This window comes from Balneolales bacterium ANBcel1 (assembly GCA_029688905.1).
In the GTDB taxonomy this organism is placed as follows: Bacteria; Bacteroidota; Rhodothermia; order Balneolales; family Natronogracilivirgulaceae; genus SLLW01.
The window spans coordinates 158296-179705 of record JARULB010000007.1 but is presented as its reverse complement, the minus strand read 5'-3'; the positions used below and the strand labels follow the sequence as shown (position 1 = coordinate 179705).

Genomic DNA, 21410 nt, shown 5'->3' with positions numbered 1-21410 from the left:
ACCCAGCCCATGGAACGACTCATCCGTACCATCACCGATCACTATTTGAACAAGCTGAGCAGTGGCCGCGAGTTTTTTTCGCAGGCCGAACTGGTGGAAGCCGGTTTCCCCGATTTTCTCACCGCCCGCATACGCCTGGAGCTGATCCGGAATCTGCAGGACACCCTTCAGCCTCCCGAAAGCGATTGGGCCAATATGCATGCCGATTCGGTCAGGGAGTCATGGCGGACCTTTCTCGGCACCATCCGGGAGGAGACACGCCTGCCCGGAAGCTACGCCAGACCGGTGATTGAGTCGGCGGTCGGAGATCTCCTCGAACTCCTGATCACCCCGAGAGAAACCATCCCGGAGTATATTTTCGGATCCGATGACCGGCTGGATCTCGAGGCGGTGCGGGAGCGCTGCGAATGGATCGTCGTCTACAGCTATTTCGCTTCGGCCATACCCCGTTTCATGGAGAAGAAAGAGCGCGACACACTGACAAGAGAGCAGGCTGTACGTATCGTGCAGCGACTTGACGAACGGGTGACCAGCCACTATACCTCCCTCAACTGGGCGCAGTTGTTTGAGCCGTGGTTTGAGCTGATCGGGGAGCGTATTGAGCCGGACCTGTTTGCCCGTTTTTTTATGGACAAGGCGCAACCCGGTATTGCGCGTCATTTCAGGCTTGAGCAGGAGCCCGTTCCTCGGGGCCGGCTGATCGAAATCCTGTCAAGACCGCCCCTTGAGGATGAGAGCGAAGATTCCAGGACGGACTCAGGAGGCATCGGTAAAGCCGGGAGTGCCGGCGTCCGGGAAACCGCGCTAAAAAAGGAACAGTCGCCCGGGGGCGAAACCGGCCGGCAACCGACGGAATCAGGCAGGGATCAGGCTCATTCGGAGGATTACCGGAAAACGGAGAAAGAGGACGGCGAATCGGAGCAGCAGAAAGCATCCACCCTTCAAAAATCCGAAAGCCGGCAATCGGCGTCGCGATTCCAGCAAAGCGAAGCGGAAAGGGAAGAGAATCTGTTGGCCCGGTTCCGGAAAGACGAGACGGATGAGGAGGACCGGCCGCTTTATGAAAATCTCAAATCAGATAACGGGGAGGAAGACGAGGAGGAAGAGCCGCTGTTTGAAAAACTGAGCGGCCACCGAAAGAGCGAAGACGAAGAGGATGTCCCGATTTGGCAGCGTTTCTCCGGCATGGATACGGAGGAGGACGACGAAAGTGGCGCACCCGGCGATCCATCTCATGCCGACAGATTCAGGCTCGATGAAATCCGAAAGTATGCGAGCGATATGGAGGCGGAATTTGTAGAAGAGCTGTTCGGAGGGGATGAAAACGCCTATCTGGATGCACTGGACCGGATCGCGCAGTTTCCCGACTGGAAACAGGCCGGAATATATATCACCCGCGAAATCTTCAACCGGAATCTGATTGATATCTACTCCGATACGGCGATCGATTTCACCGATCGCATGCAGACCCGCTTCCTGGAAAAGGGAAGGAAAGGGTAAGTCCGAAGTATGTTACCGGTCCGTGCGCTCAAATGTGGGTGCCGGGATGATGGCCATTCCCTCAAGCCGCTCCGGATTTAGCTCCCGGTCGTTGATGACATCCCGTATATAGATTTCCCGGACCTGATCAGGGTATAGCCTGGCGATTTCCCTGTAAACTTCGGGATCCCGCTCGCCGGAGTCTCCGATCAGAACAAATTCCCTGCCGGGGAAATGGCGGAAAATGGTACTGATTTGTTCCAGTTTCTGCTCGTAGGTGACCAGCTCATTGGTCACAAGATTGGAGAGTGTGCTCCAGGTAATCCGGCTGCCGAAATTTTTCGGTGTGAATTTCATATGCATGGAGCCGGGTGGAAATCCGGCCTCCTCAGAAAACAGAAAGGCGGTAAGGGGTCTGTAAAACTGCCAGGGAGTTCCGGAGACATAATGGAACGGGGACTCACTCCATGTTTGATAGAGATCGGCCATGCCGGGTGCCGCAACGTATTCTTCCAGAAAGGTTTTTCGGATGATGTAATTCAGCCCCATAGGCATTCCGGTGATTTTTACCGTGTCGTCGATGTCGGAAATCACCGACAGGCCGGCCGGTTCGATCAGCCGGATTCTTCCCCCGCCGATGTGTTCATCGGAAACGACCCGGACTTCGAGCCATCCGGTGTCCGAATTCTGTGCATCCAGTAATTCCTCCGCACGGGCTTCCGGTATGCGTATGTGGCCTTCGATAATTCCGTTCAGGTTGGTCCGGGGATAATTGCCGTCATCATCCTGCACCTGAAAGGCTTCCTCCTGCGGATCGTTTTCAAAAACAAAGATCACCTCTTCACGCGATTCGCTGTCCTTAACAAAATCCGATATCCGGGATGCGAATATCTCCTTTTCTTCCTGAGTGAGGCTTTGAGACCATCCAATCAGGCCGGTAACCAGGCTTTCCAGATAATCCCGGTCTTCAACCACATAGATTCGCATCGGAACAATCCATTCGTCGCCGTCCAGATAACCGTAAGTGGTGTAGATGATCACTTCCTCTTCATACTCTTTCTTCTCTCCGTAACTGATGCTGGAATCATTGCCGATGGCAAACAGTACGAGAAACAGCAGGAAAGGCTTCATGTATGAAACAAAGTGGCCCATGCAGATGGGTTTTTTTAAATCGATAAATGTTGATTGTTGGGAAACGGAAGAAGCTCAAATTACGGGGGAATTTGTCCGGTAGTGTTCCGGTCAAATCCCGTGCCAATGGGGAAGAGGCAGGGAACTGGGAATTATTTCGGTCCAATAATATTGACTTCAGGCTCCAGTTGAATACCAAACGTTTGAAATACGGAATATTGTATCTGTTTTGCAAGATCAATCAGTTGCCTGCCGGTAGCGTTTCCGTAGTTGACGATGATCAGGGCGTGGTGCTCGTGGATACCGGCATCACCTGAGCGGAAACCTTTGTACCCGCAATGGTCAATGAGCCAGGCCGCCGGGATTTTCATTTGGCTGCTTCCGGACGGATAGCCGGGCAAGTCCGGGTACATTTTCTGCAATTCCGAATAACGGGAGTCCGGAACGATCGGGTTTTTGAAAAAGCTGCCCGCGTTGCCGGTAGTGGCCGGGTCGGGCAGTTTGGTTGACCGTATGTGACGTACCGCCCGGCTGATATCCCGGATATCCGGTTTGCGGATCCCCCAACCGGACAGTACCGCCACAAGGTTACCGAAGTCCGTATTGATCTTCGGTTTTTTGTTCAGTGTAAGCGTGACCGAAGTGATCAGCCATTGATCTTTTTGACCGGATTTGAAAATACTGTCCCGGTATCCGAAGCGGCACTCTTCGCGGTGGAATTGCCGTTGTCGCCCGGTTTCCAGAGAAAGGGCATCCAGCGAATAGAACACCTGGTCGAGTTCCACTCCGTAGGCACCGATATTCTGGATGGGTGCAGCACCGGTAAGGCCGGGAATCATGGAGAGATTCTCCAGTCCGCCCCATCCTTTTTCGATGGTATGGCGGACAAGGTCGTCCCAGACGACTCCTGCTCCCGTGCGAACACGGACGGTCTGTTCGTCTTCAGCAATCAAGCTGATTCCGGGAATGTTGTTTCTGATAATGAGCCCCTGATAGTCGTCCGAAAACAGAACATTACTGCCCCCGCCGAGGATGAAGCGGGGCCCGGTCTGATAAACCCCGGTATCCATAAGTTTAAGAAACTCGTCGGGGTGAGTGATTTCGGCATAATATGCGGCACTGACTTCCAGTCCGAAGCTGTTACAGGCCTTAAGCGAAACCCGTTCCCGGACGATATAATTATTACGGATGTGCAAAAAAACGCAGTCTAATGGTGATCGTGTTGTAGTTATAATCAGTAGAAAAGGTAAGGACAAGTATAACTAAATACCGTCTGAAACGTATTATAATGTAAGCAGGGTTTGCTTTTTTGGCCTTTTTCTGTTGCGGGTGTATTCGGATCAATGCCTTTCTGATCCGATAGCACGAAGGTTTGTATCTCCGGCCTTCGGCCGCGATGACGGGTGCTTAGTCGCGGTAACAGGATGCTGTGAAACGTTTATTCTGTGTACTTGGGAGGTATCATGACTTTAATCAGGAATAAGAAGCCCGGCGCGGAACTGCGTGACTACTATCTGATTAATCTTGAAACGGGTTTTATTGTCACACTCTTGCTGCTGATTATCGCGTTTCGAATCAATCTGGATTTTTCTACGGATTTGAATCTCAAAGAGATAGAACAGGAGGTAATCAGGATGGAAGAAGTGGTGAGAACGGAGCAGATTAATCGCCCGCCCCCTCCGCCACGCCCCCCTGCACCGCGTGCGGTGCCGGATGATGTGATTATTGACGATCCGTTTTTTGATTTGTCTGCCGATCTTGAGTGGGACGACGAACTGGGGTTCCTGCCACCGCCACCCCCTCCGCCAGTGGATTTGGAGGAAGAGTATGACGAGCCTGACGTTTTTACCATCGTTGAGGAGATGCCGATGCTGATTGGCGGAATGAGTGCGCTTTATCAGCATCTCAGGTATCCCGAGCTGGCACGAATGGCGGGTATCGAAGGAAGGGTGATCGTTCAGTTTGTCATTGATGAAAACGGCAATGTCCAGGATCCCGTGGTGGTTCGTGGTGTCGGTGGAGGCCTTGATGAAGCGGCTCTGGAGGCGGTAAAGAAAATCCGGTTCACACCGGGCAAGCAGCGCGGGCGGCCGGTCAAGGTTCGTTATTCGCTTCCAATCACATTCCGCCTCTCCGGCTGAATAGGTGAATTGCGAGCACACGGTGTTTTCCCGGGTATCAAAAAAAGGGGCAGCGAAATGAATCACTGCCCCTTTTTTACAGAGATCATACCCGGTAATATCCGGATACAAATAGGGATTTAGAACCGCTCAGGCTCCATTCCCCAGTTTTTCGGGGAGCGCCAGAGGCTGGAGCGAATGAGTTCGCGCATAAAGAGGAACTCTTTCGGGAGGCGGTCGTACAGTTTGGAGAACAGCTCCTCGTGTCCGAGAACCTCATCTTTCCAGACTTCACGGTCGACGGTCATCAGATCGTTGAATTCTTCTTCCGAGAAGTCTTCAAGTCCTCTCCAGTCGAGGTCTTCGTAGCGCGGCATCCAGCCAAGCGGGCTCTCAAGAGCGAATGCTTCGCCGCGAACACGCTGTACCACCCACTTCAGAACACGCATGTTATCACCGAATCCGGGCCAGATGAATTTACCGTTCTCATCGGTGCGGAACCAGTTGACGCCGAAAATACGCGGCGGGTTGGGCAGTTCGCGTCCGATCTGCAGCCAGTGGTTGAAGTAATCTGCGGCATGGTAGCCAAGGAAGGGCAGCATCGCGAACGGGTCGCGGCGGACTTTCCCGAGGGTACCGGCAGCAGCGGCAGTCATTTCAGAGCCCATGGTTGCGGCCATGTAGACACCGAAGTTCCAGTTAACCGACTGGTACACGAGGGGTACCGCGGTGCTGCGTCGTCCGCCGAAGATAAACGCTTTGATCGGTACACCGGCAGGATCTTCCCACTGCGGGTCGATTGACGGGCACTGAGCAGCAGGCGCTGTAAAGCGTGCGTTCGGGTGCGCGGCTGTTTTTCCTGAATTGGGATCATACTTTTCACCCTGCCATGTGGTCATGTTTGCCGGGGGCTCCTTGGTTTTTCCTTCCCACCAGACATCGCCGTCATCGGTAAGGGCACAGTTGGTGAAGATGGAGTTCTTCTCCAGAGAGAGCATGGCGTTGGGGTTGGACTTGTCGTTGGTGCCTGGTGCTACCCCGAACCATCCTGCTTCCGGGTTGATCGCCCGAAGCTGTCCGTTTTCGTCTTTTTTGATCCATGCAATGTCGTCACCAATGGTGGTAACTTTCCATCCTTCCATCTCTTTCGGGGGGATGAGCATGGCGAAGTTGGTCTTGCCGCACGCACTCGGGAAGGCGGCTGCAACGTATGTTTTCTCTTTCTCCGGAGACTCCACGCCCAGAATCAGCATGTGCTCGGCCAGCCAGCCTTCGTCACGTGCCATGGTGGAAGCGATCCTCAGGGCGAAGCATTTCTTTCCGAGCAGGGCGTTCCCGCCATAGCCACTACCGAAGGACATGATCGAACGCTCTTCGGGGAAGTGGGAGATGTACTTGGTCTTGTTGCAGGGCCAGGGCACATCCTTCTGTCCTTTCTCGAGAGGGGCACCTACTGAGTGCAGACACTTGACAAACTCGCCTTCGGCTCCCAGAGCATCCAGTACCTTTTTCCCCATGCGGGTCATGATCCGCATGTTGACAACAACATAGGCGGAGTCGGTGAGCTCAACGCCGATATGGGAAATCGGGGAACCGATGGGGCCCATGCTGAACGGGATGACGTACATGGTCCGGCCTTTCATACAACCATCGTACAATTTGCCCAGCGTGTTTTTCATTTCGTTGGGTTCGATCCAGTTGTTGGTGGGACCGGCATCTTCCTTTCGTCTGCTGCAGATGTAGGTACGGTCTTCCACACGGGCAACGTCGGAAGGATCGGAGAAAGCGGCAAAACTGTTGGGGCGTTTTTCCTCATTCAGTCTGATGAAGGTTCCGCCATCGACAAGAGTTTGACACAACCGGTCGTTTTCCTCCTGTGAGCCGTCAACCCATTCAATGTTATCGGGTTTGGTGAGGGCGGCCGTCTCCTCCACCCACTTTATAAGCTCTTTGTGCTTAACCCAGTTTGGATGATTCATAATGGTACTCCAGTTAATGGTTTACAATATCAGCCTTTCGGCCGTTGAACATAAAAGTTCTGTTTGAAATAAATCATCATTCGGTCGTACCCCCGTGACAGGCCCGGTATCAATGACCGGGATTAACTGTTAACCGAAACAGATTAGGGGACGTTACCCGTATGTACAGAAAATTTATAATTCTCTGCTTTTGATTATGCCCGCAAAATAGCGGTTAAATTTGAATATCATATTAAGAAAACTACTCTTAATAAAGTTATTTCATGGCTTTGTGGCAAGCCTAAATTGAGCATGTAAATGATTTACAGATAAAGGCGGCTACATTGGCATGGCGGATGCCGTCCGTTAAGAGGGCTTACAGCGGGAGGTATACGGTAAATTCGGCTCCGCCTTCATCGGCATTTTTGGCGTGGACTTGTCCGCCATGCTTCAGGACGATCTGCTGGGAGATGGAAAGCCCCAGGCCCAGGCCAAAGCTGCTGTTTTTCTGCTTGGTGGTGAAGGTCGGTTTGAAGATTTCACGAACGGCTGAGGGCTTGATGCCCGGCCCACTGTCGCGAATGGAAACCCACACGAAACGGTCGTCATTGTCACATGAAATAACCAGTTCGCCGCGATCCTGCATGGCGTCACAGGCGTTGATGATCAGGTTGGTCCAGACCTGGTTGATCTCTCCTGAGATTACGTTCACCGCCGGGATTTCCGAGAAATTCAATACTACATCCACTTTTTTGAGGCGGTTGGAAAGCAGCAGCAGAGTGTCGTTGAGTCCGTCGCGCAGGTCGGTTTTCTCGTATTGCCCTTTGTCCTGGCGGCTGTAATTCTTCAGGCTTGAGACGATCTCTCCGATACGCTTGGTGCTGGACTGCAGGTTTCTCAGGAAATAGCCGCTTTCATAGAAAAGGATCACATTTTCAAGCTGGGCCCGCTGTTCGGATCCCGGTTTCTTGCCCAGTTGCTTCTGTACAAACTCCAGCGCTTCGTCATTCATGGAGGTGATTTTTCTGAGCAGGCTTCGGGGAAGCTTGGGGTAGGACTTCTCCCACTCCCGAAGTTTTTCACGCTGCTGGTCGGAGTCGCGAAGCTTTCGCTTGAGCCCGATCCTGAAAAACCGGTCATAAGACCGCTCCTGATCGGGATCGGCCTCGGCAATAATCTTGGGCAGGTATTCCAGCAGGTTGTCCGAGGCGCGGAGCATGGCCGCAGCGGGATTGTTGATTTCATGGGCGATCCCGGCAACCAGCTGGCCGAGAGTCGCCATCTTTTCCTGGCTCACGAGCCTGTGCTGCGTCTCTTCCAGTTGCTTGAGCGCCTCCTGAAGATGGTTGCGCTCTTTTTGCAAGGTGTCGTTAATACTCTCGAGCTCTACATGGACCGAAACCACATGGTGGTAACGATCGATGAGGTTTCCGATAATCAGCTGCTGACCAAGCATGGCGATTTCGCTGTTGGTCTGCTGAAGCTTCAGGAAGTCCTCTTCATCCAGCTTCAACGCCTTGCATGGACTGGCGGCCGTGGCCGTAGTGAGAACGGGCTCACCGGTTACAAACGAAATGAGACCGACCAGCGCGCCGGGACGCAACCAGTCAATGCCGATAGACCGCCCACCCTGTGCCGCCTTTGAGAGCTGTACCGTTCCTTCCAGAAGGATGTAAACGGAATCGTTCAGATCCCCTTCCTCAAAAAAAAGATCATCCTTGTCGAACTCAATGGTCTCGGCATGAAACTCTTCCGAATTCTGAAGATACCGGGCTATCTGCTCGGTGATGCGGGTAGGGTCCTGCAGCCAGTTTTTTGCGAAATTGAGGATCATGGCATTGTGCTCCGTTAGTGAAGCCCCCCGACCTGTCGGCCAGGGACCTTGCCGCTGTGTCTAATCATCACTGACGCTTCTTCGGCTGCGGATGGATTCCGAAAGCTTGTTGGCGTCGAGGGTGCTCATATAGGGCAGGACATTCTCTTCCTTCTCAATAACGTAATCGGTGAGAAGATCAACGGAAACGCTGAGCAGATCATCTTTTGTCCAGGGTTTTGAAATGTAGTGGTGCAGCCGGGCCTGATTCAGTGCCTTCACGGTGTCTTCCAGACCGGCCTGGCCGGTGAGCAGCACTTTGCGGGAATGATGCAGCCGCTCATCTTTGTGCAGCTCAATGAGCAGCTCCACACCATTATCTCCGGGCAGTATGTGGTCGCACAGAATCAGGCCGATTCTTTTGCCGTCGGACACCAGCCTCTCAATGACCGATCGCGCCTCCTCCGCCGAAGTAGCTGTTTCGACCGGGAACTGCTCCTCAAGCCTTTCCAGATCCCTTACCACTGCGTCAAGTACTTCCTGTTCGTCTTCGATGCAAAGGATATAAATATCGGATGTTTCCATAGTGTGACGGGATTAGGTTAATTGGTAACGAGCGGCCAGTAGAAGATGGCATAGGCGAGAATCATCAGAACGCCGATGACTCCGATAATGATACCCATCTTGGCCATGTCCTTCGTTTTGATGAATCCTGTGGACATGGCAATGGCATTGGGGGGGGTGGATATGGGCAGCGCCATGGCAAGGCTGCAGGCAACGGCTACCACAATTCCGGTAATCAGGAGGCTGAATTCCTCACCCATGACTCCGGATGCCTGCAGGCTGATTACCAGCGGCATCAGAAGTGTTGCGGTTACTGTGTTGGAAAGGAAATTGGACATGGCAATCGCCACCAGGGCAAAGGTGATGACCAGGGTGATGTAACCCATCGCGCCCCAGTCAAATCCCGAGATCATCCAGACGGCCAGGCCGGTTTTGTCCATCCCGATACCCAGAGAAATACCGCCGGCCATCAACCAGAGTACATCCCATGGAAGCTTCCGGATATCGGCTTTTCCGAGGATACGGCCGGTTACCAGTGCCGCCACCGGAACAAATGCGACCATACTGCTGGGTATCCCGTGCTGGTTCTCGGTGATCCAGAGCAGAACAGTCGCCCCAAAAATAACATAGAGCCCGATAGCCTTTGGAGACAAGTTCAGTTTTCCCTTGAGGTCAAGCTTGAGACGGTCAATACTTGGCGGGAACAGGGTGAGCAGCAGCCACCACGAGACCACTAGCATCACTACCACCAGTGGAGCGGCAATGATGATCCAATCGGTGAACGACAAATCAATTCCATGCTCTGTTAGCGCTGCAATGACAATAGCGTTTGGCGGTGTTCCGATCGGTGTGGTGATGCCTCCCACGTTGGCGGCAATGGGAATCGCCAGGGCCAGGCCAAATTTGAAACGATCCGCCGGATCCAGCTGGGCGATGATGGGCAGAATGACGGTGACCATCATCGCGGCCGTTGCGGTGTTGCTCATGAAAGCCGAAAGCATGGCGGTTACCAGCATCAGTCCCAGTACAATAAACCGGGGCCGGGTTCCAAACGGGCCGAGAAGATAGCGGGTAAGGTTGCGGTCCAGATTGTATTTAACCGACGCTTCGGCCAGCATGAATCCCCCGAGAAAGAGAATGATGATGGGATGGGCGAGCGTGCCCAGATAGTCGGTATAGCTGTTGGGCTCGTAATTGACCTTGCGGTGGCTGGGGTCGGTTACTACGGCCATGTCCGACTCCAGCTCAGGGCTGCTAACGACAACGTGTTGTCCGTTTCGATCAATAACCTGGACCCTGAAGGATTCGGTTTCCCCCGGTGCCGTGGCAATGAGGATGGTGTTGTCATCCTGCAGAGCACTGGCGGGAATTTGCCAGTGCTGTTCTTCCAGGGCTGCCGGCTCACTGACCGGCAGTTCGGCATCCATGAACATGGGGCCCTGCGAACTGAGCAGGACGATCTGCAGAAAAATGACCAGCATCGAGGTGGCATAGATGGGAATGGGTTCAAACATCCAGAAAATGGCTGCCAGAAAAAAGATCCCGAGTCCGATTTGCCCGGCAAATGAGAGCCCTCCTAACGGGAGCAAGAAAGGGAGGAAGAGGCCGAGAATGCCGAGTATCAGACCGGCCAGCTGTAAGTAGGTGAGTCCCAGTAAACCTGATTTCATGTCGAATAAAGTCCTAGTCTAAATAATTGTTTTAACCCTGGTTCGTCAATGATAATAAATTCTCCGAATCTTGTCAGAGTCATAAACGGGGCATGCGCCAAGAATAGCAAATCTATTTGAATGAATTATGAAGCGACTGCGTCGCGCTGCGCAATAGCCATGAAAAAAAACGGGGGGGGGGGGAGGCCGGTGGTGCCCCGCATCCGCGCCTTTGCCGCATTGTGAATGGTATCACTTTGTTCGGAATCACCATATGCAAACATGCGCATATATAGTAATCTGTGGTTTTTGTCCTTGAGATTGGCGGGGTCAATAGGTACATTAGTCGCCAAATATTGCCGGTTTATCCAGAGTTGCAGATCAGTTTCCATGGAAAGCGATCACGATTCCTTTTCCGGGTTAGAGCACACGCAGAGGCAGGGCAACGACTGGAAATGAACACCGGCAGGGAATATCCTCCATTAACATCAACACCATATACAGGATTTATTATGTCGAAGCAGATTAAATATGTTTACACGTTCGGTGGCGGCAAAGGGGAAGGCGATCGCAGTTATCGCGATTTGCTGGGTGGCAAAGGCGCCAATCTGGCTGAAATGAGCAAGGTTGGTCTCCCGGTGCCTCCGGGCCTGACCATCAGCACCGAAGCTTGTAATCACTATTACAAAAATGATGAACAATGGCCTGAGGGTTTGCAAGAGCAGATCGAAAAGGGAATTGCCGCTCAGGAAAAAGAGCTTGGCGCCAAACTTGGCGACCCGGCTAATCCTCTTCTGTTATCCGTTCGTTCGGGAGCAGCGGTGTCCATGCCCGGTATGATGGATACGGTTCTGAATCTTGGTATCAACGACAAGGTTGTCGAAGGCCTGGCCGAAAAAACCGGCAATGAGTGGTTTGCATACGACAGCTATCGCCGGTTTATCGATATGTTTGCCGATGTGGTGATGGGGGTTTCCCATGATCATTTTGAAGATGCCATGGCCAAGCTCAAGGAAGAGCGTGGAGCCAAAACCGACAGCGATTTGTCGGTAGGTGACCTGAAAGACCTCGTCGACCGTTTCAAGGCTATTTACCGCCGAGAGACCGGGTTCATGTTTCCGAATGATCCGATGGAGCAGTTGAAGTTTTCCGTGAATGCGGTTTTTGGATCATGGAACAGCGACAGGGCCATCAAGTACCGGAAAATCAACAAAATTACCGGATTGATTGGGACCGCGGTGAACGTGCAGGCGATGGTATTCGGCAACATGGGTCCAACCAGCGGCTCCGGTGTACTGTTTACCCGGAACCCCAATACCGGTGAAAACAAGCTTTACGGCGAGTATCTGAAAAATGCACAGGGTGAAGATGTTGTGGCGGGAACCCGTACTCCCGAGCCCATCAAGAATCTGAAGAAAGAGATGCCAAAAGTGTATGATGAGCTGCATGCGCTGACCCAGAGACTGGAGAAGCACTATCAGGATATGCAGGATATCGAATTTACCATCCAGGAAGAGCAGCTGTACATTCTTCAAACGCGAAGCGGAAAGCGTACCGGTCCGGCCGCCCTTAAAATCGCCGTTGACTTTGTGAAGGAGGGGCTGGTTACAAAAGAAGTGGCCGTCAGCAAGCTGGTTACTACCGCGCAGCTCGATCAGTTGCTGCATCCGCAATTTGACGAAAAGGCCATCAAAGAGAAAACGGTTGTCGGAGTTGGCCTTCCTGCTTCCCCCGGCGCTGCGGTCGGCAAGGTTTACTTTACATCGCAGGAAGCCGAAGATGCCCAGCTGGAAGGGGAGAAAGTAATTCTTGCCCGGATCGAAACCAGTCCGGATGATGTCGGTGGAATGAACGCGTCTGAAGGCATCCTGACATCCCGAGGAGGAATGACCAGCCATGCCGCTGTGGTCGCCCGCGGATGGGGAAAACCCTGTGTGGTAGGCTGCGATGAAATTGTTATCAACTATAAGAATAAATCGCTCACCGACGGCAACCATACGGTCCATCAGGGTGACTGGGTCTCCATCAACGGGACAACCGGTGAAGTGGTTCTCGGTCAGCTGCCCCTCTCGCCGCCAAAACTGAGCGCGGATTTCAACAAGTTCATGGGATGGGTGGATAAGTTCCGTGACATGAAAATCCGCACCAATGCCGACCGGCCCGAGGATGCGCTTAAAGCCAAGGAATTCGGAGCGGAAGGGATCGGGCTTTGCCGTACCGAGCACATGTTTTTTGAAGGCGAGCGCATTGTGGATGTACGCCGGATGATCATGAGTGACGACGAGGATGAGCGCAGAAAGGCCCTTGAGAAACTCCTGCCTTACCAGAAAGAAGATTTCAAGGCCATTTACGAAGCCCTGGACGGTGACCCTGTCACGGTCAGACTTCTGGATCCCCCACTCCACGAATTCCTTCCTCACAATGAAGAGGACATGAAGAAACTGGCCGAACAGTTCGACATGCCGTTCAGAAAGGTGAAGGAGAAAGTGGCGGTTCTGCAGGAGGCCAACCCGATGCTCGGCCACCGTGGTTGCCGGCTTGGGATCACTTTCCCCGAGATTACCGAAATGCAGACCCGCGCCATGATGGAGGCCGCCGTTGAAGTGGTTGAGAAGGGCATTAAGGTGTTCCCGGAGATCATGGTTCCGCTGATCGGATCCGGTGAAGAGCTGGCGGATCAGAAAGAAGTGATCAAGCGGACTGCCGAGCAGGTGTTTGAAGAGAAAGGCAAACGGGTCGACTATCTGATCGGAACCATGATCGAAGTGCCGCGTGCTGCGCTGGTTGCCGATGAGATTGCTCCCCTGGCCGACTTCTTCTCTTTCGGAACCAACGACCTTACCCAGATGACGTTCGGGTTCAGCCGGGACGATATCGGTAAATTCCTTCCGGAATACCTTGAAAAGAAGATCCTGAAAACCGATCCCTTCCAGACACTCGATCAGAGGGGAGTCGGCAAACTGGTTACCGAGGCTGTCGATTTGGCACGTACGGCCAAGCCCGATATCAAGCTTGGTATCTGCGGTGAGCATGGCGGCGATCCGGAATCGATCGCTTTCTGCCACAAGCAGGGATTAAGTTATGTCTCCTGCTCGCCTTTCCGAATTCCCATCGCCCGACTTGCTGTCGCGCAGGTGGCCATTCGTGAAAAGAATAAATAGTATTGTTGATAATGCGGCTTCCGGTGATGCGCAGGCATTTGCCGGAGGCCGCGTTTTTTTTAAGGCTGGACTCTGACCGGTTTCTCCCCCGGGAAAACAGGTTGAGTCGCGCTTTTTTTCAATGCCCGGACCGGCACTCGCCTGGCCGACTTTTTTGCCCTTACCGGTGCCATGGAAACATTTGAAGATATTTTTAAAAGCCTCGGTGATGAAAACCGATTGAGGATAATAGCGCTGTTCGTCAGAACGAGACAGGCATTATGTGTCTGCGAAGTGGTTGATGCCCTCAATTTGCCTCAATACCGCATATCACGGCACGTTCGCCACCTGAAAGAGGCCGGCTTGCTCAAGGTGAACAAACGGGGCGCCTGGTCATACTACTATCTGAATGAAGTACAGGGATTCCGGAAACAGCTGTTTGACTTTCTGGAAAAATTTTTGGTTTCTGAACAGCTGGATGGTGATGAACTGGCAATTAACGCACGTCTCGCTTACCGGGAAAAAGGGAGATGCGTGGTGGGGTCGGTTCCCTTTTCCAGGATCTCCCGCCAAAAGGAGAGTTGAACAGTCGCCATAATTACAGATTTCGTTTCAACTGAATTCTGAAAAACTATTCAAAAAAAATTACTAGTATTGTGTTTTACATATATATGTAAAAACAGCACTTCTTTCGAGTCAGGCTTCTGTTTTAGTTCCCTTGCCTGTGAGTGGTCAGTGTCGGACTGTCTATTGCAAAAAAAAACGAATGCTATCTGTGTAAGCATTGTTATATGTCAATGGTTATGCAGTATTAAACGCCATTTGCCGTTTTTTTTGAATGGCGCATATTTTTTTTTAAGTTATGCTCCGATATAGCACAGGGTTTATATCATGATTCATTTCATGAAAATTATCTCTGAAATATAGTCGGCACAATCTAACCAAAGCCCTGTTATTATTGAATATTCCATGTACGTAAATCAGCTGTGCATGACAAGAAAACTGAAGAAGCAGCGGCATAAATCGCAACCAAACAAGGAGAAAGATATATGAAGTTTTTTACAGGACTCTTTCTGACAGTTTTAATAATCATCCTGCCGATTTTCGGCGCCCAGGCAAAGTCGTCTGAGGCCGGTTCGGGTCTAAGCCTGACCAGCAATTTATTTGCACCGAGCATCGCTTACACCAACACGAATCTGGGTTCGTCATCGTCGGCAGCTGCCCAGGATGACGAGGACGGTTTTCACATCGGTGGTGCACTGCGCTACAATATTGTCAGCCAGCACTACGAAAGCGACGCTACGGCTACCAGCACCTATGCTACATTTGATACATGGCGCCTGAACGTGAGCGGACAATCAGGAGGTATTTCCCTCAACTTTGAGTACCGTTTCTATCCCACCTTCAACACCCACTTCATCAAGCAGGGTTGGCTGGGGTATGATTTCAGTGATGCGCTGAACATGCAAATCGGTGTTACCCAGGTGCCTTTCGGTAACCTGATGTACAATTCCCACAGCTGGTGGTTCAACCTCCCCTACTATCTGGGAATGGAGGATGACTTTAACATGGGTATCAAATTCAGCTATGATGTGACTGATGATTTTAACATCATGGCCGCCTATTTTCGTCAACAGGAACCGGCCGGACCCGCTTACGGTTCTGCCTCCTTTGGCGGACCGGGTGCCGGTACCTATTCCTATAATGTGATTCCTGATGACAGTGGAGTACTCTCGTCAACAGGCGCTACTTCCAGCATTCAGGACTGGAATCAGTTTAACATCCGTGCCGCCTACACGATGGCTCCCGGAATGGAATTGGGCGTTTCCGGTAAGCTGAAAGGAATCTACAACTCGGCACTCGACGACACCGAATATGGTCATGCGGTTGCCGCGCACGCGGATCTAAACGCCGGTCTGTTCAACATCAAACTCCAGTTCATCAACTACGACTACTCCGCCAAGGATGACGCCGGGAACGACCTGGAGCGCGTGCAGATGGGTGCCTACGGCGATCCCTACTACGGTGATGGTGTTGCCGCTGGCGGGAATATCGTGACTGCGGGCATTGCCTACTCACACGATGTGAATATTGGCCCGATCACCAACATCCAGCCCTACATCAACTATTCTTACATGACCAAAGATGGATCACTTGATGTTGGCGGACAATCCTACGACTTTGAAGACACTCACATGCTGGTGCCCGGCTTCCTCATTTCCGCCGGCAGCGTCTTCACCTATGTCGATCTGGCCATGGGTAAAAATCAGCCATGGCTGACAGATAGCTTCGGAACCGGTCTGGGTGCCGGCCACCTTGATGCCAACGGTGTGCCCATACCTGTTGAAGACTTGGACTGGAATGTACGGTTCAATATCAATATCGGCTACTATTTCTAAAAGAAGACCGTGTCAAGTTCCTGCATGTGAGGTGTCTTTGATATCCCGCGTGCAGGAATTTTCATGATACAGCCGATAACCGGCTGTATGTCATTTAAACCCAAAAAAGACAGGAATATGCAAACGAAAAAATCAACCCCTACATGGAAATCCGGCTGGACGGCTCTAATCGTTGCCGTTGCGGCACTTGTCGGTTTGCAAGCCTGTGAAACAGAGACAGGCGAAATTGAGCTGGGGTACGTCCAGTGGGACTCTGAAATCGCATCAACCCATGTTGTAGCAGCTGTCATCCAGGATGAACTTGGCCATGACGTCAATCTGACGGCTGTGGACGCCGGACCGATGTGGACCGGCATGGCTCGCGGCGATTTCGATGCCATTGTAGCAGCGTGGCTGCCCAACACCCACGCCGCATACCTGGAGCAAACCCAGGATGATATCGTAAATCTCGGCCCCAATCTCGAAGGAGCCAAAATCGGATGGGTAGTTCCGGAATACGTCACCGTTAACAGCATCGATGAACTCAATGATTATATTGACGAATTTGGTGGTGATATCACCGGTATCGATCCCGGTGCCGGACTCATGGCCGCCAGTGAAGACGCCATCGAGGCATATGACCTGGACTATAACCTGATTTCAGGTTCCGATGCCGCAATGACCGCCGCTCTTGCACGAGCCATTCAGCGCGATGAATGGATTGTGGTTACCGGATGGACTCCGCACTGGAAGTTCGCCGCTCATGATCTCAAGTATCTCGAGGATCCACTGAATGCCTTCGGAGATGCCGAACATATTGCCACCATCGTCACTCCGGATCTTCAGGAAAGGCACCCGGACGTCTACAGCTTCCTTGACAGCTTCTTCTGGACACCGGAAGAAATGGGAGCCGTAATGGTGTACATTGAAGAGGGCATGGAGCCAATTGATGCCGCCCGGACATGGATTTCCGAGAATCCCGATCGGGTTCAGGAATGGCTTAACTAACAGCTTTTATGGTGCACCCTGATAAGGTGCACCATTTTTTTTTGTCAGATCTCCGGTGGTGGCCCGGTATTACCGGATTATTATTTAATCATCCACAGAAACAAGGATATTTATGAGCGACATAATTACGGTCAGGAACCTATTCAAGATTTTCGGTGATAATCCCCAAAAAGCGATCAAAGCGCTTGAGGAGGGAATGTCGAAGGATGAAATTCTTGAGAAACACAAGCAGGTTGTGGGTGTTCACAATATCAATTTTTCCGTCAGGGAAGGGGAGACCTTTGTGCTCATGGGCCTTTCAGGCAGTGGAAAGTCGACTCTCCAGCGCCTGATCAATCGCCTGCATGAACCAACCCAGGGTGAAATCGTAATCAAGGGGACGGATATCGTCAAGCTTGGCTCTCAGGAACTGCGCGATTTCCGGCGGAAAAATTTCTGCGGGATGGTTTTTCAGAACTTTGCCATACTGCCTCACAGAACCGTGTTGGGAAATGTTGAGTTTGGCCTCGAGCTGCAAGGCGTTGACAAAGAGGAGCGACAGAAAAAGGCCCGTAAAATTATCGAAATTGTTGGTCTCAAAGGGAATGAAGAGAGCTATCCCTCTCAGCTTTCAGGAGGAATGCAGCAACGGGTAGGCCTGGCCCGGGGCCTGGCAGTGGATGCCGATATTCTTCTTATGGATGAGGCGTTCAGCGCCCTTGATCCGCTTATTCGGCGGCAAATGCAGGATGAACTGATCGAACTGCAATCCCGCATGAAAAAAACCATCCTGTTTGTTACGCATGACCTGGATGAGGCCTTTCGCATCGGCGATCGCATCGCCATTATGAAAGATGGAATCATTGTTCAGATTGGTTCCGCCGAGGAAATCATATCGAAGCCTGCCAATGACTATGTCAAAGCGTTCGTTGAGGATATGGATCGAGCAGCCGTTCTGACAGCCGGAACCATCATGCAGCCTGCCAAAGAAACCGCCTTTACCAGTGACGGCCCGCGCACCATGTTACGGAAAATGCGGCGGTATGGTTTGTCCGGCATCATGGTTACCGATGCAAAAAGACATCTGAAGGGATATGTTCTTGCGGATGAACTGGCGGAACATCTGAAAAGTTTCAAAAAAGAGGAGGATGCCACATTTGACAAGTCACTCATGCGTGAAGCGTACACCGTTCAGGAAGACATGCCGCTGAGTGACGTCATCAATGTGTACCACGAATCGGATTATGGTCCGATTGCCGTTCTGGATTCCGAAAACAGACTTATGGGAGTGATCGTACGGGGCGCCATCATCGCCGCACTTTCCGAAGGGTATGAAATCGAACTGGATGACAAACCGGAGGATGGCAGCCCGTCATCCGTTGAAAATGCCGGTGACAAGAAAGAATGACTGAAACCCCGGAACACTGTCGATCTCAATTATTAACCTTTTGAAAAATATTCTATGTTTCCCTTTCGAATTCCGTTAAAAGACTGGATCTCTGATGCCGTTGATTACCTGGTAAGTGAATACGCGGCTGTATTTGACGGTTTCAGCGCTCTCGTCTATTTCCTGGTGAACAATCTCAAAGACGGGATGATGGCTCTCCATCCTGTGATTCTCATCGTTATCATCGCCGGGATCACCTGGTATATGGCCGGATGGCGTACCGCCCTCTTTGCGGCAATCGGGCTTCTGCTTTCGGAAAACATCGGACTATGGCAGGCATTTGTCGAAACCCTGGCTCTTGTGATTACCGCAGAACTTCTGGTCATGGTTGTAGGGCTTCCACTCGGAGTACTGGCATCGAGGAATGACCGATTCAACGCAATCGTAAGGCCCATCCTGGATTTCATGCAGACCATGCCGGCCTTTGTTTACCTGATCCCGGCGGTGATGTTTTTCGGACTGGGTCTTGTTCCAGGTGTTGTTGCGACGTTTGTCTTTGCCCTGCCTCCCCTCATACGACTGACCAACCTCGGTATCCGCCAGGTGCCCCATGAACTGGTGGAAGCGGCGGATGCTTTTGGAGCCACCACCAGCCAGAAGCTGTTCAAGGTCCAGATCCCGGTTGCCACCCCGACCATTATGGCAGGTGTCAACCAGTCCATTATGCTCGGACTCTCCATGGTGGTGATAGCGGCCATGATTGGTGCCGGCGGACTCGGAGCCGATGTTTTGAGAGGAATCCAGCGACTGCAGGTCGGCCAGGGTTTTGAAGCAGGCCTGGTTGTTGTCATCCTGGCAATCATCCTGGACCGGATCACGGCAGGTTTCGGCCAGCAGAAGAAAGAAGCCTGACGGGCCGTGCCGGTATAATGCCTGTCCCTCACAATCTGAATCCGCAGGCAATGGTCCGCCCAGGTGTCGAAACGCATAAGGTATGTGGTTGTTTTTTTTAATGCTTTGGGGTCTGTGTGGTTTTCTTTATGTTCATACAGTCTGCCATTTTTTACCAGAATAAAACTGTAAATACAATACCGGGGACTGTCGACAGCATGAAGCTTTACTGAAACTATCAGGTATGGAGCGCTCATGAAGCATAGCGGCAGTTTTAATCTTTACTATCTCCCCAAATGGTCAATAAACAAGGAGGTTCAATGTCCCTGCATAAAAAACTAAATCTGGATGTCAACCCCTACATCTTCTTCATCTCGATCGGGGTGATACTGATATTTCTTTTGTTTGGTGTCACTATGCCGGATCGCATGGGTGAGCTATTTGGAAGCGTCCAGGCATTTATCGCTGATCAATTCGGATGGCTTTATACACTTGCCATGGCCATCTTTCTGGTTTTTGTGATTTTTCTCTTTTTCAGCCGTTTTGGGAAAATCAAATTGGGTCCGGATGACTCCGAACCTGATTACAGCTATGCATCCTGGTTTACCATGCTTTTCAGTGCCGGTATGGGTATCGGACTGGTCTTTTTCAGTGTGGCAGAGCCGATGTTCCATTATCTGGCTCCGCCTACCATGGAAGGTGAGACTATGCAAGCGGCACGCGAAGCCATGCGGCTGACATTCTTCCACTGGGGATTTCATCCCTGGGGGATGTATATTGTCGTCGGTATGTCCCTGGCTTACTTCCATTTCAGAAAGGGACTTCCTCTTTCCATACGATCAGCTTTTTATCCGCTTCTTGGCGATGGTATTTACACCTGGAAAGGCAATGTAATTGACATCCTGGCTATTTTCGGAACCATGTTCGGAGTAGCTACATCTCTGGGTCTCGGTGTAATGCAGGTTAACGCCGGTCTGGAATATCTGTTTGGCGTGGAGATATCAACTACGGTGCAGATATTGCTGATTGCAGGTATTACGGCTATAGCAACCGTTTCCGTTGTTCTTGGTCTGGACAAAGGGATACGGAGGCTGAGTAACTTCAATATTGCCATAGCAATCGGGCTGATAATTTTTGTATTTATCTTTGGCCCGACAATCTATCTCCTGAATGCCACAGTTGAAAATACCGGAAATTACCTCCAGAGTCTCATAGGGTCATCATTCTGGATGGGTACATTTGATGGCGATGGTGTTGACGGCTGGCTTGCCGGCTGGACCCTGTTCTACTGGGGATGGTGGATCGCATGGTCTCCTTTTGTCGGCATGTTTATTGCCCGGATTTCCAGAGGCCGAACCATTCAGGAATTTGTAAGCGGAGTGCTTCTGGTTCCAACAGCCTTCACATTTATCTGGCTGACTGTTTTCGGAAACACTGCACTCAGTATGGAAATTTTTGAAGGCGCAGGCATCTCCGAACTGGCTACCGAGCAAATGCTGTTTGCCATGCTGGATGGTCTGCCTCTTGCTTCTATTTCTTCCGTTGCCGCTACTCTGGTAATCATTACCTTCTTTGTCACTTCTTCTGACTCCGGTTCGCTGGTTATCGATATGCTCGCTTCCGGTGGAAATCCCAACCCTCCCGTTGGACAGCGTGTATTCTGGGCAGTTTCAGAGGGAGCTGTTGCTGCCGTACTGCTGCTTGCCGGAGGCCTGGCAGCTTTGCAGACTGCAGCAATAAGTACTGGTCTGCCATTCACTATTGTTCTGCTGCTCATGTGTTACAGCCTCCTGAAAGGGCTGCGGCTTGAAGGAACCGAGCGCCTGGTTCGCCGCAAAACATTCAAGGCCAAAAGCGGAGATACCCGGGAATCCCCGGATAAAGACAAACCGGCAGAATAACCTTGGTGATCA

The 21410-nt window shown here is 51.7% G+C and carries 16 protein-coding genes; 9 read left to right on the top strand and 7 right to left on the bottom strand.

Going from position 1 to position 21410, the window contains the following annotated elements:
* The first annotated feature begins 9 nt into the window (after positions 1 to 9).
* Complete coding sequence (locus tag QA596_10935; protein MDG5767980.1) at positions 10 to 1500, top strand: hypothetical protein; 1491 nt, start codon at positions 10 to 12, stop codon at positions 1498 to 1500.
* Positions 1501 to 1512: 12 nt separating this feature from the next.
* Here QA596_10935 and QA596_10930 read toward each other — a convergent pair whose 3' ends face one another.
* Positions 1513 to 2631: a DUF2183 domain-containing protein gene (locus tag QA596_10930; protein ID MDG5767979.1), complete on the bottom strand. Its 1119-nt coding sequence runs from the start codon at positions 2629 to 2631 to the stop codon at positions 1513 to 1515.
* Positions 2632 to 2762: 131 nt separating this feature from the next.
* Positions 2763 to 3806: a UDP-N-acetylmuramate dehydrogenase gene (murB, locus tag QA596_10925; GenBank protein MDG5767978.1), complete on the bottom strand. Its 1044-nt coding sequence runs from the start codon at positions 3804 to 3806 to the stop codon at positions 2763 to 2765.
* Positions 3807 to 4073: 267 nt separating this feature from the next.
* On the opposite strand from murB, the gene QA596_10920 reads away from it, so the two are divergent.
* Positions 4074 to 4751, top strand: coding sequence for an energy transducer TonB (locus QA596_10920; GenBank protein ID MDG5767977.1), 678 nt, complete (start codon positions 4074 to 4076; stop codon positions 4749 to 4751).
* 119 nt (positions 4752 to 4870) lie between these two features.
* Here QA596_10920 and QA596_10915 read toward each other — a convergent pair whose 3' ends face one another.
* From QA596_10915 to QA596_10895, 5 genes are all read right to left on the bottom strand, one after another.
* Positions 4871 to 6709 carry a phosphoenolpyruvate carboxykinase (GTP) gene (locus QA596_10915; GenBank protein ID MDG5767976.1) on the bottom strand — a complete coding sequence of 613 codons (1839 nt, stop codon included), beginning with the start codon at positions 6707 to 6709 and terminating at the stop codon, positions 4871 to 4873.
* A 355-nt stretch (positions 6710 to 7064) separates the two neighbouring features.
* Positions 7065 to 8522 carry an ATP-binding protein gene (locus tag QA596_10910; GenBank protein ID MDG5767975.1) on the bottom strand — a complete coding sequence of 486 codons (1458 nt, stop codon included), beginning with the start codon at positions 8520 to 8522 and terminating at the stop codon, positions 7065 to 7067.
* 60 nt (positions 8523 to 8582) lie between these two features.
* On the bottom strand, positions 8583 to 9086 hold the full coding sequence (locus QA596_10905) for a response regulator (protein ID MDG5767974.1): 504 nt from the start codon (positions 9084 to 9086) through the stop codon (positions 8583 to 8585).
* A gap of 17 nt (positions 9087 to 9103) precedes the next feature.
* Positions 9104 to 10735, bottom strand: a complete 1632-nt coding sequence (locus QA596_10900; protein MDG5767973.1) for an SLC13 family permease — start codon at positions 10733 to 10735, stop codon at positions 9104 to 9106.
* A gap of 125 nt (positions 10736 to 10860) precedes the next feature.
* Positions 10861 to 11106: a hypothetical protein gene (locus QA596_10895; protein MDG5767972.1), complete on the bottom strand. Its 246-nt coding sequence runs from the start codon at positions 11104 to 11106 to the stop codon at positions 10861 to 10863.
* A gap of 120 nt (positions 11107 to 11226) precedes the next feature.
* Here QA596_10895 and ppdK point away from each other — a divergent pair, with 120 nt between their 5' ends.
* The 7 genes from ppdK to QA596_10860 all read left to right on the top strand — a co-directional run bounded on the left by ppdK (position 11227) and on the right by QA596_10860 (position 21398).
* Complete coding sequence (gene ppdK / locus QA596_10890) at positions 11227 to 13875, top strand: pyruvate, phosphate dikinase (GenBank protein MDG5767971.1); 2649 nt, start codon at positions 11227 to 11229, stop codon at positions 13873 to 13875.
* Positions 13876 to 14046: 171 nt separating this feature from the next.
* Complete coding sequence (locus QA596_10885) at positions 14047 to 14439, top strand: metalloregulator ArsR/SmtB family transcription factor (protein ID MDG5767970.1); 393 nt, start codon at positions 14047 to 14049, stop codon at positions 14437 to 14439.
* Positions 14440 to 14903: 464 nt separating this feature from the next.
* A complete protein-coding gene (locus QA596_10880) occupies positions 14904 to 16253 on the top strand; it encodes a hypothetical protein (GenBank protein MDG5767969.1) in 1350 nt (449 codons plus the stop codon).
* A 117-nt stretch (positions 16254 to 16370) separates the two neighbouring features.
* Complete coding sequence (locus QA596_10875) at positions 16371 to 17240, top strand: glycine betaine ABC transporter substrate-binding protein (GenBank protein MDG5767968.1); 870 nt, start codon at positions 16371 to 16373, stop codon at positions 17238 to 17240.
* Between the two features lie 112 nt (positions 17241 to 17352).
* Complete coding sequence (locus QA596_10870) at positions 17353 to 18627, top strand: glycine betaine/L-proline ABC transporter ATP-binding protein (protein MDG5767967.1); 1275 nt, start codon at positions 17353 to 17355, stop codon at positions 18625 to 18627.
* A 54-nt stretch (positions 18628 to 18681) separates the two neighbouring features.
* Positions 18682 to 19518, top strand: a complete 837-nt coding sequence (locus QA596_10865) for a proline/glycine betaine ABC transporter permease (GenBank protein ID MDG5767966.1) — start codon at positions 18682 to 18684, stop codon at positions 19516 to 19518.
* 299 nt (positions 19519 to 19817) lie between these two features.
* Positions 19818 to 21398: a BCCT family transporter gene (locus QA596_10860; protein MDG5767965.1), complete on the top strand. Its 1581-nt coding sequence runs from the start codon at positions 19818 to 19820 to the stop codon at positions 21396 to 21398.
* The last annotated feature ends 12 nt before the right edge of the window (positions 21399 to 21410 follow it).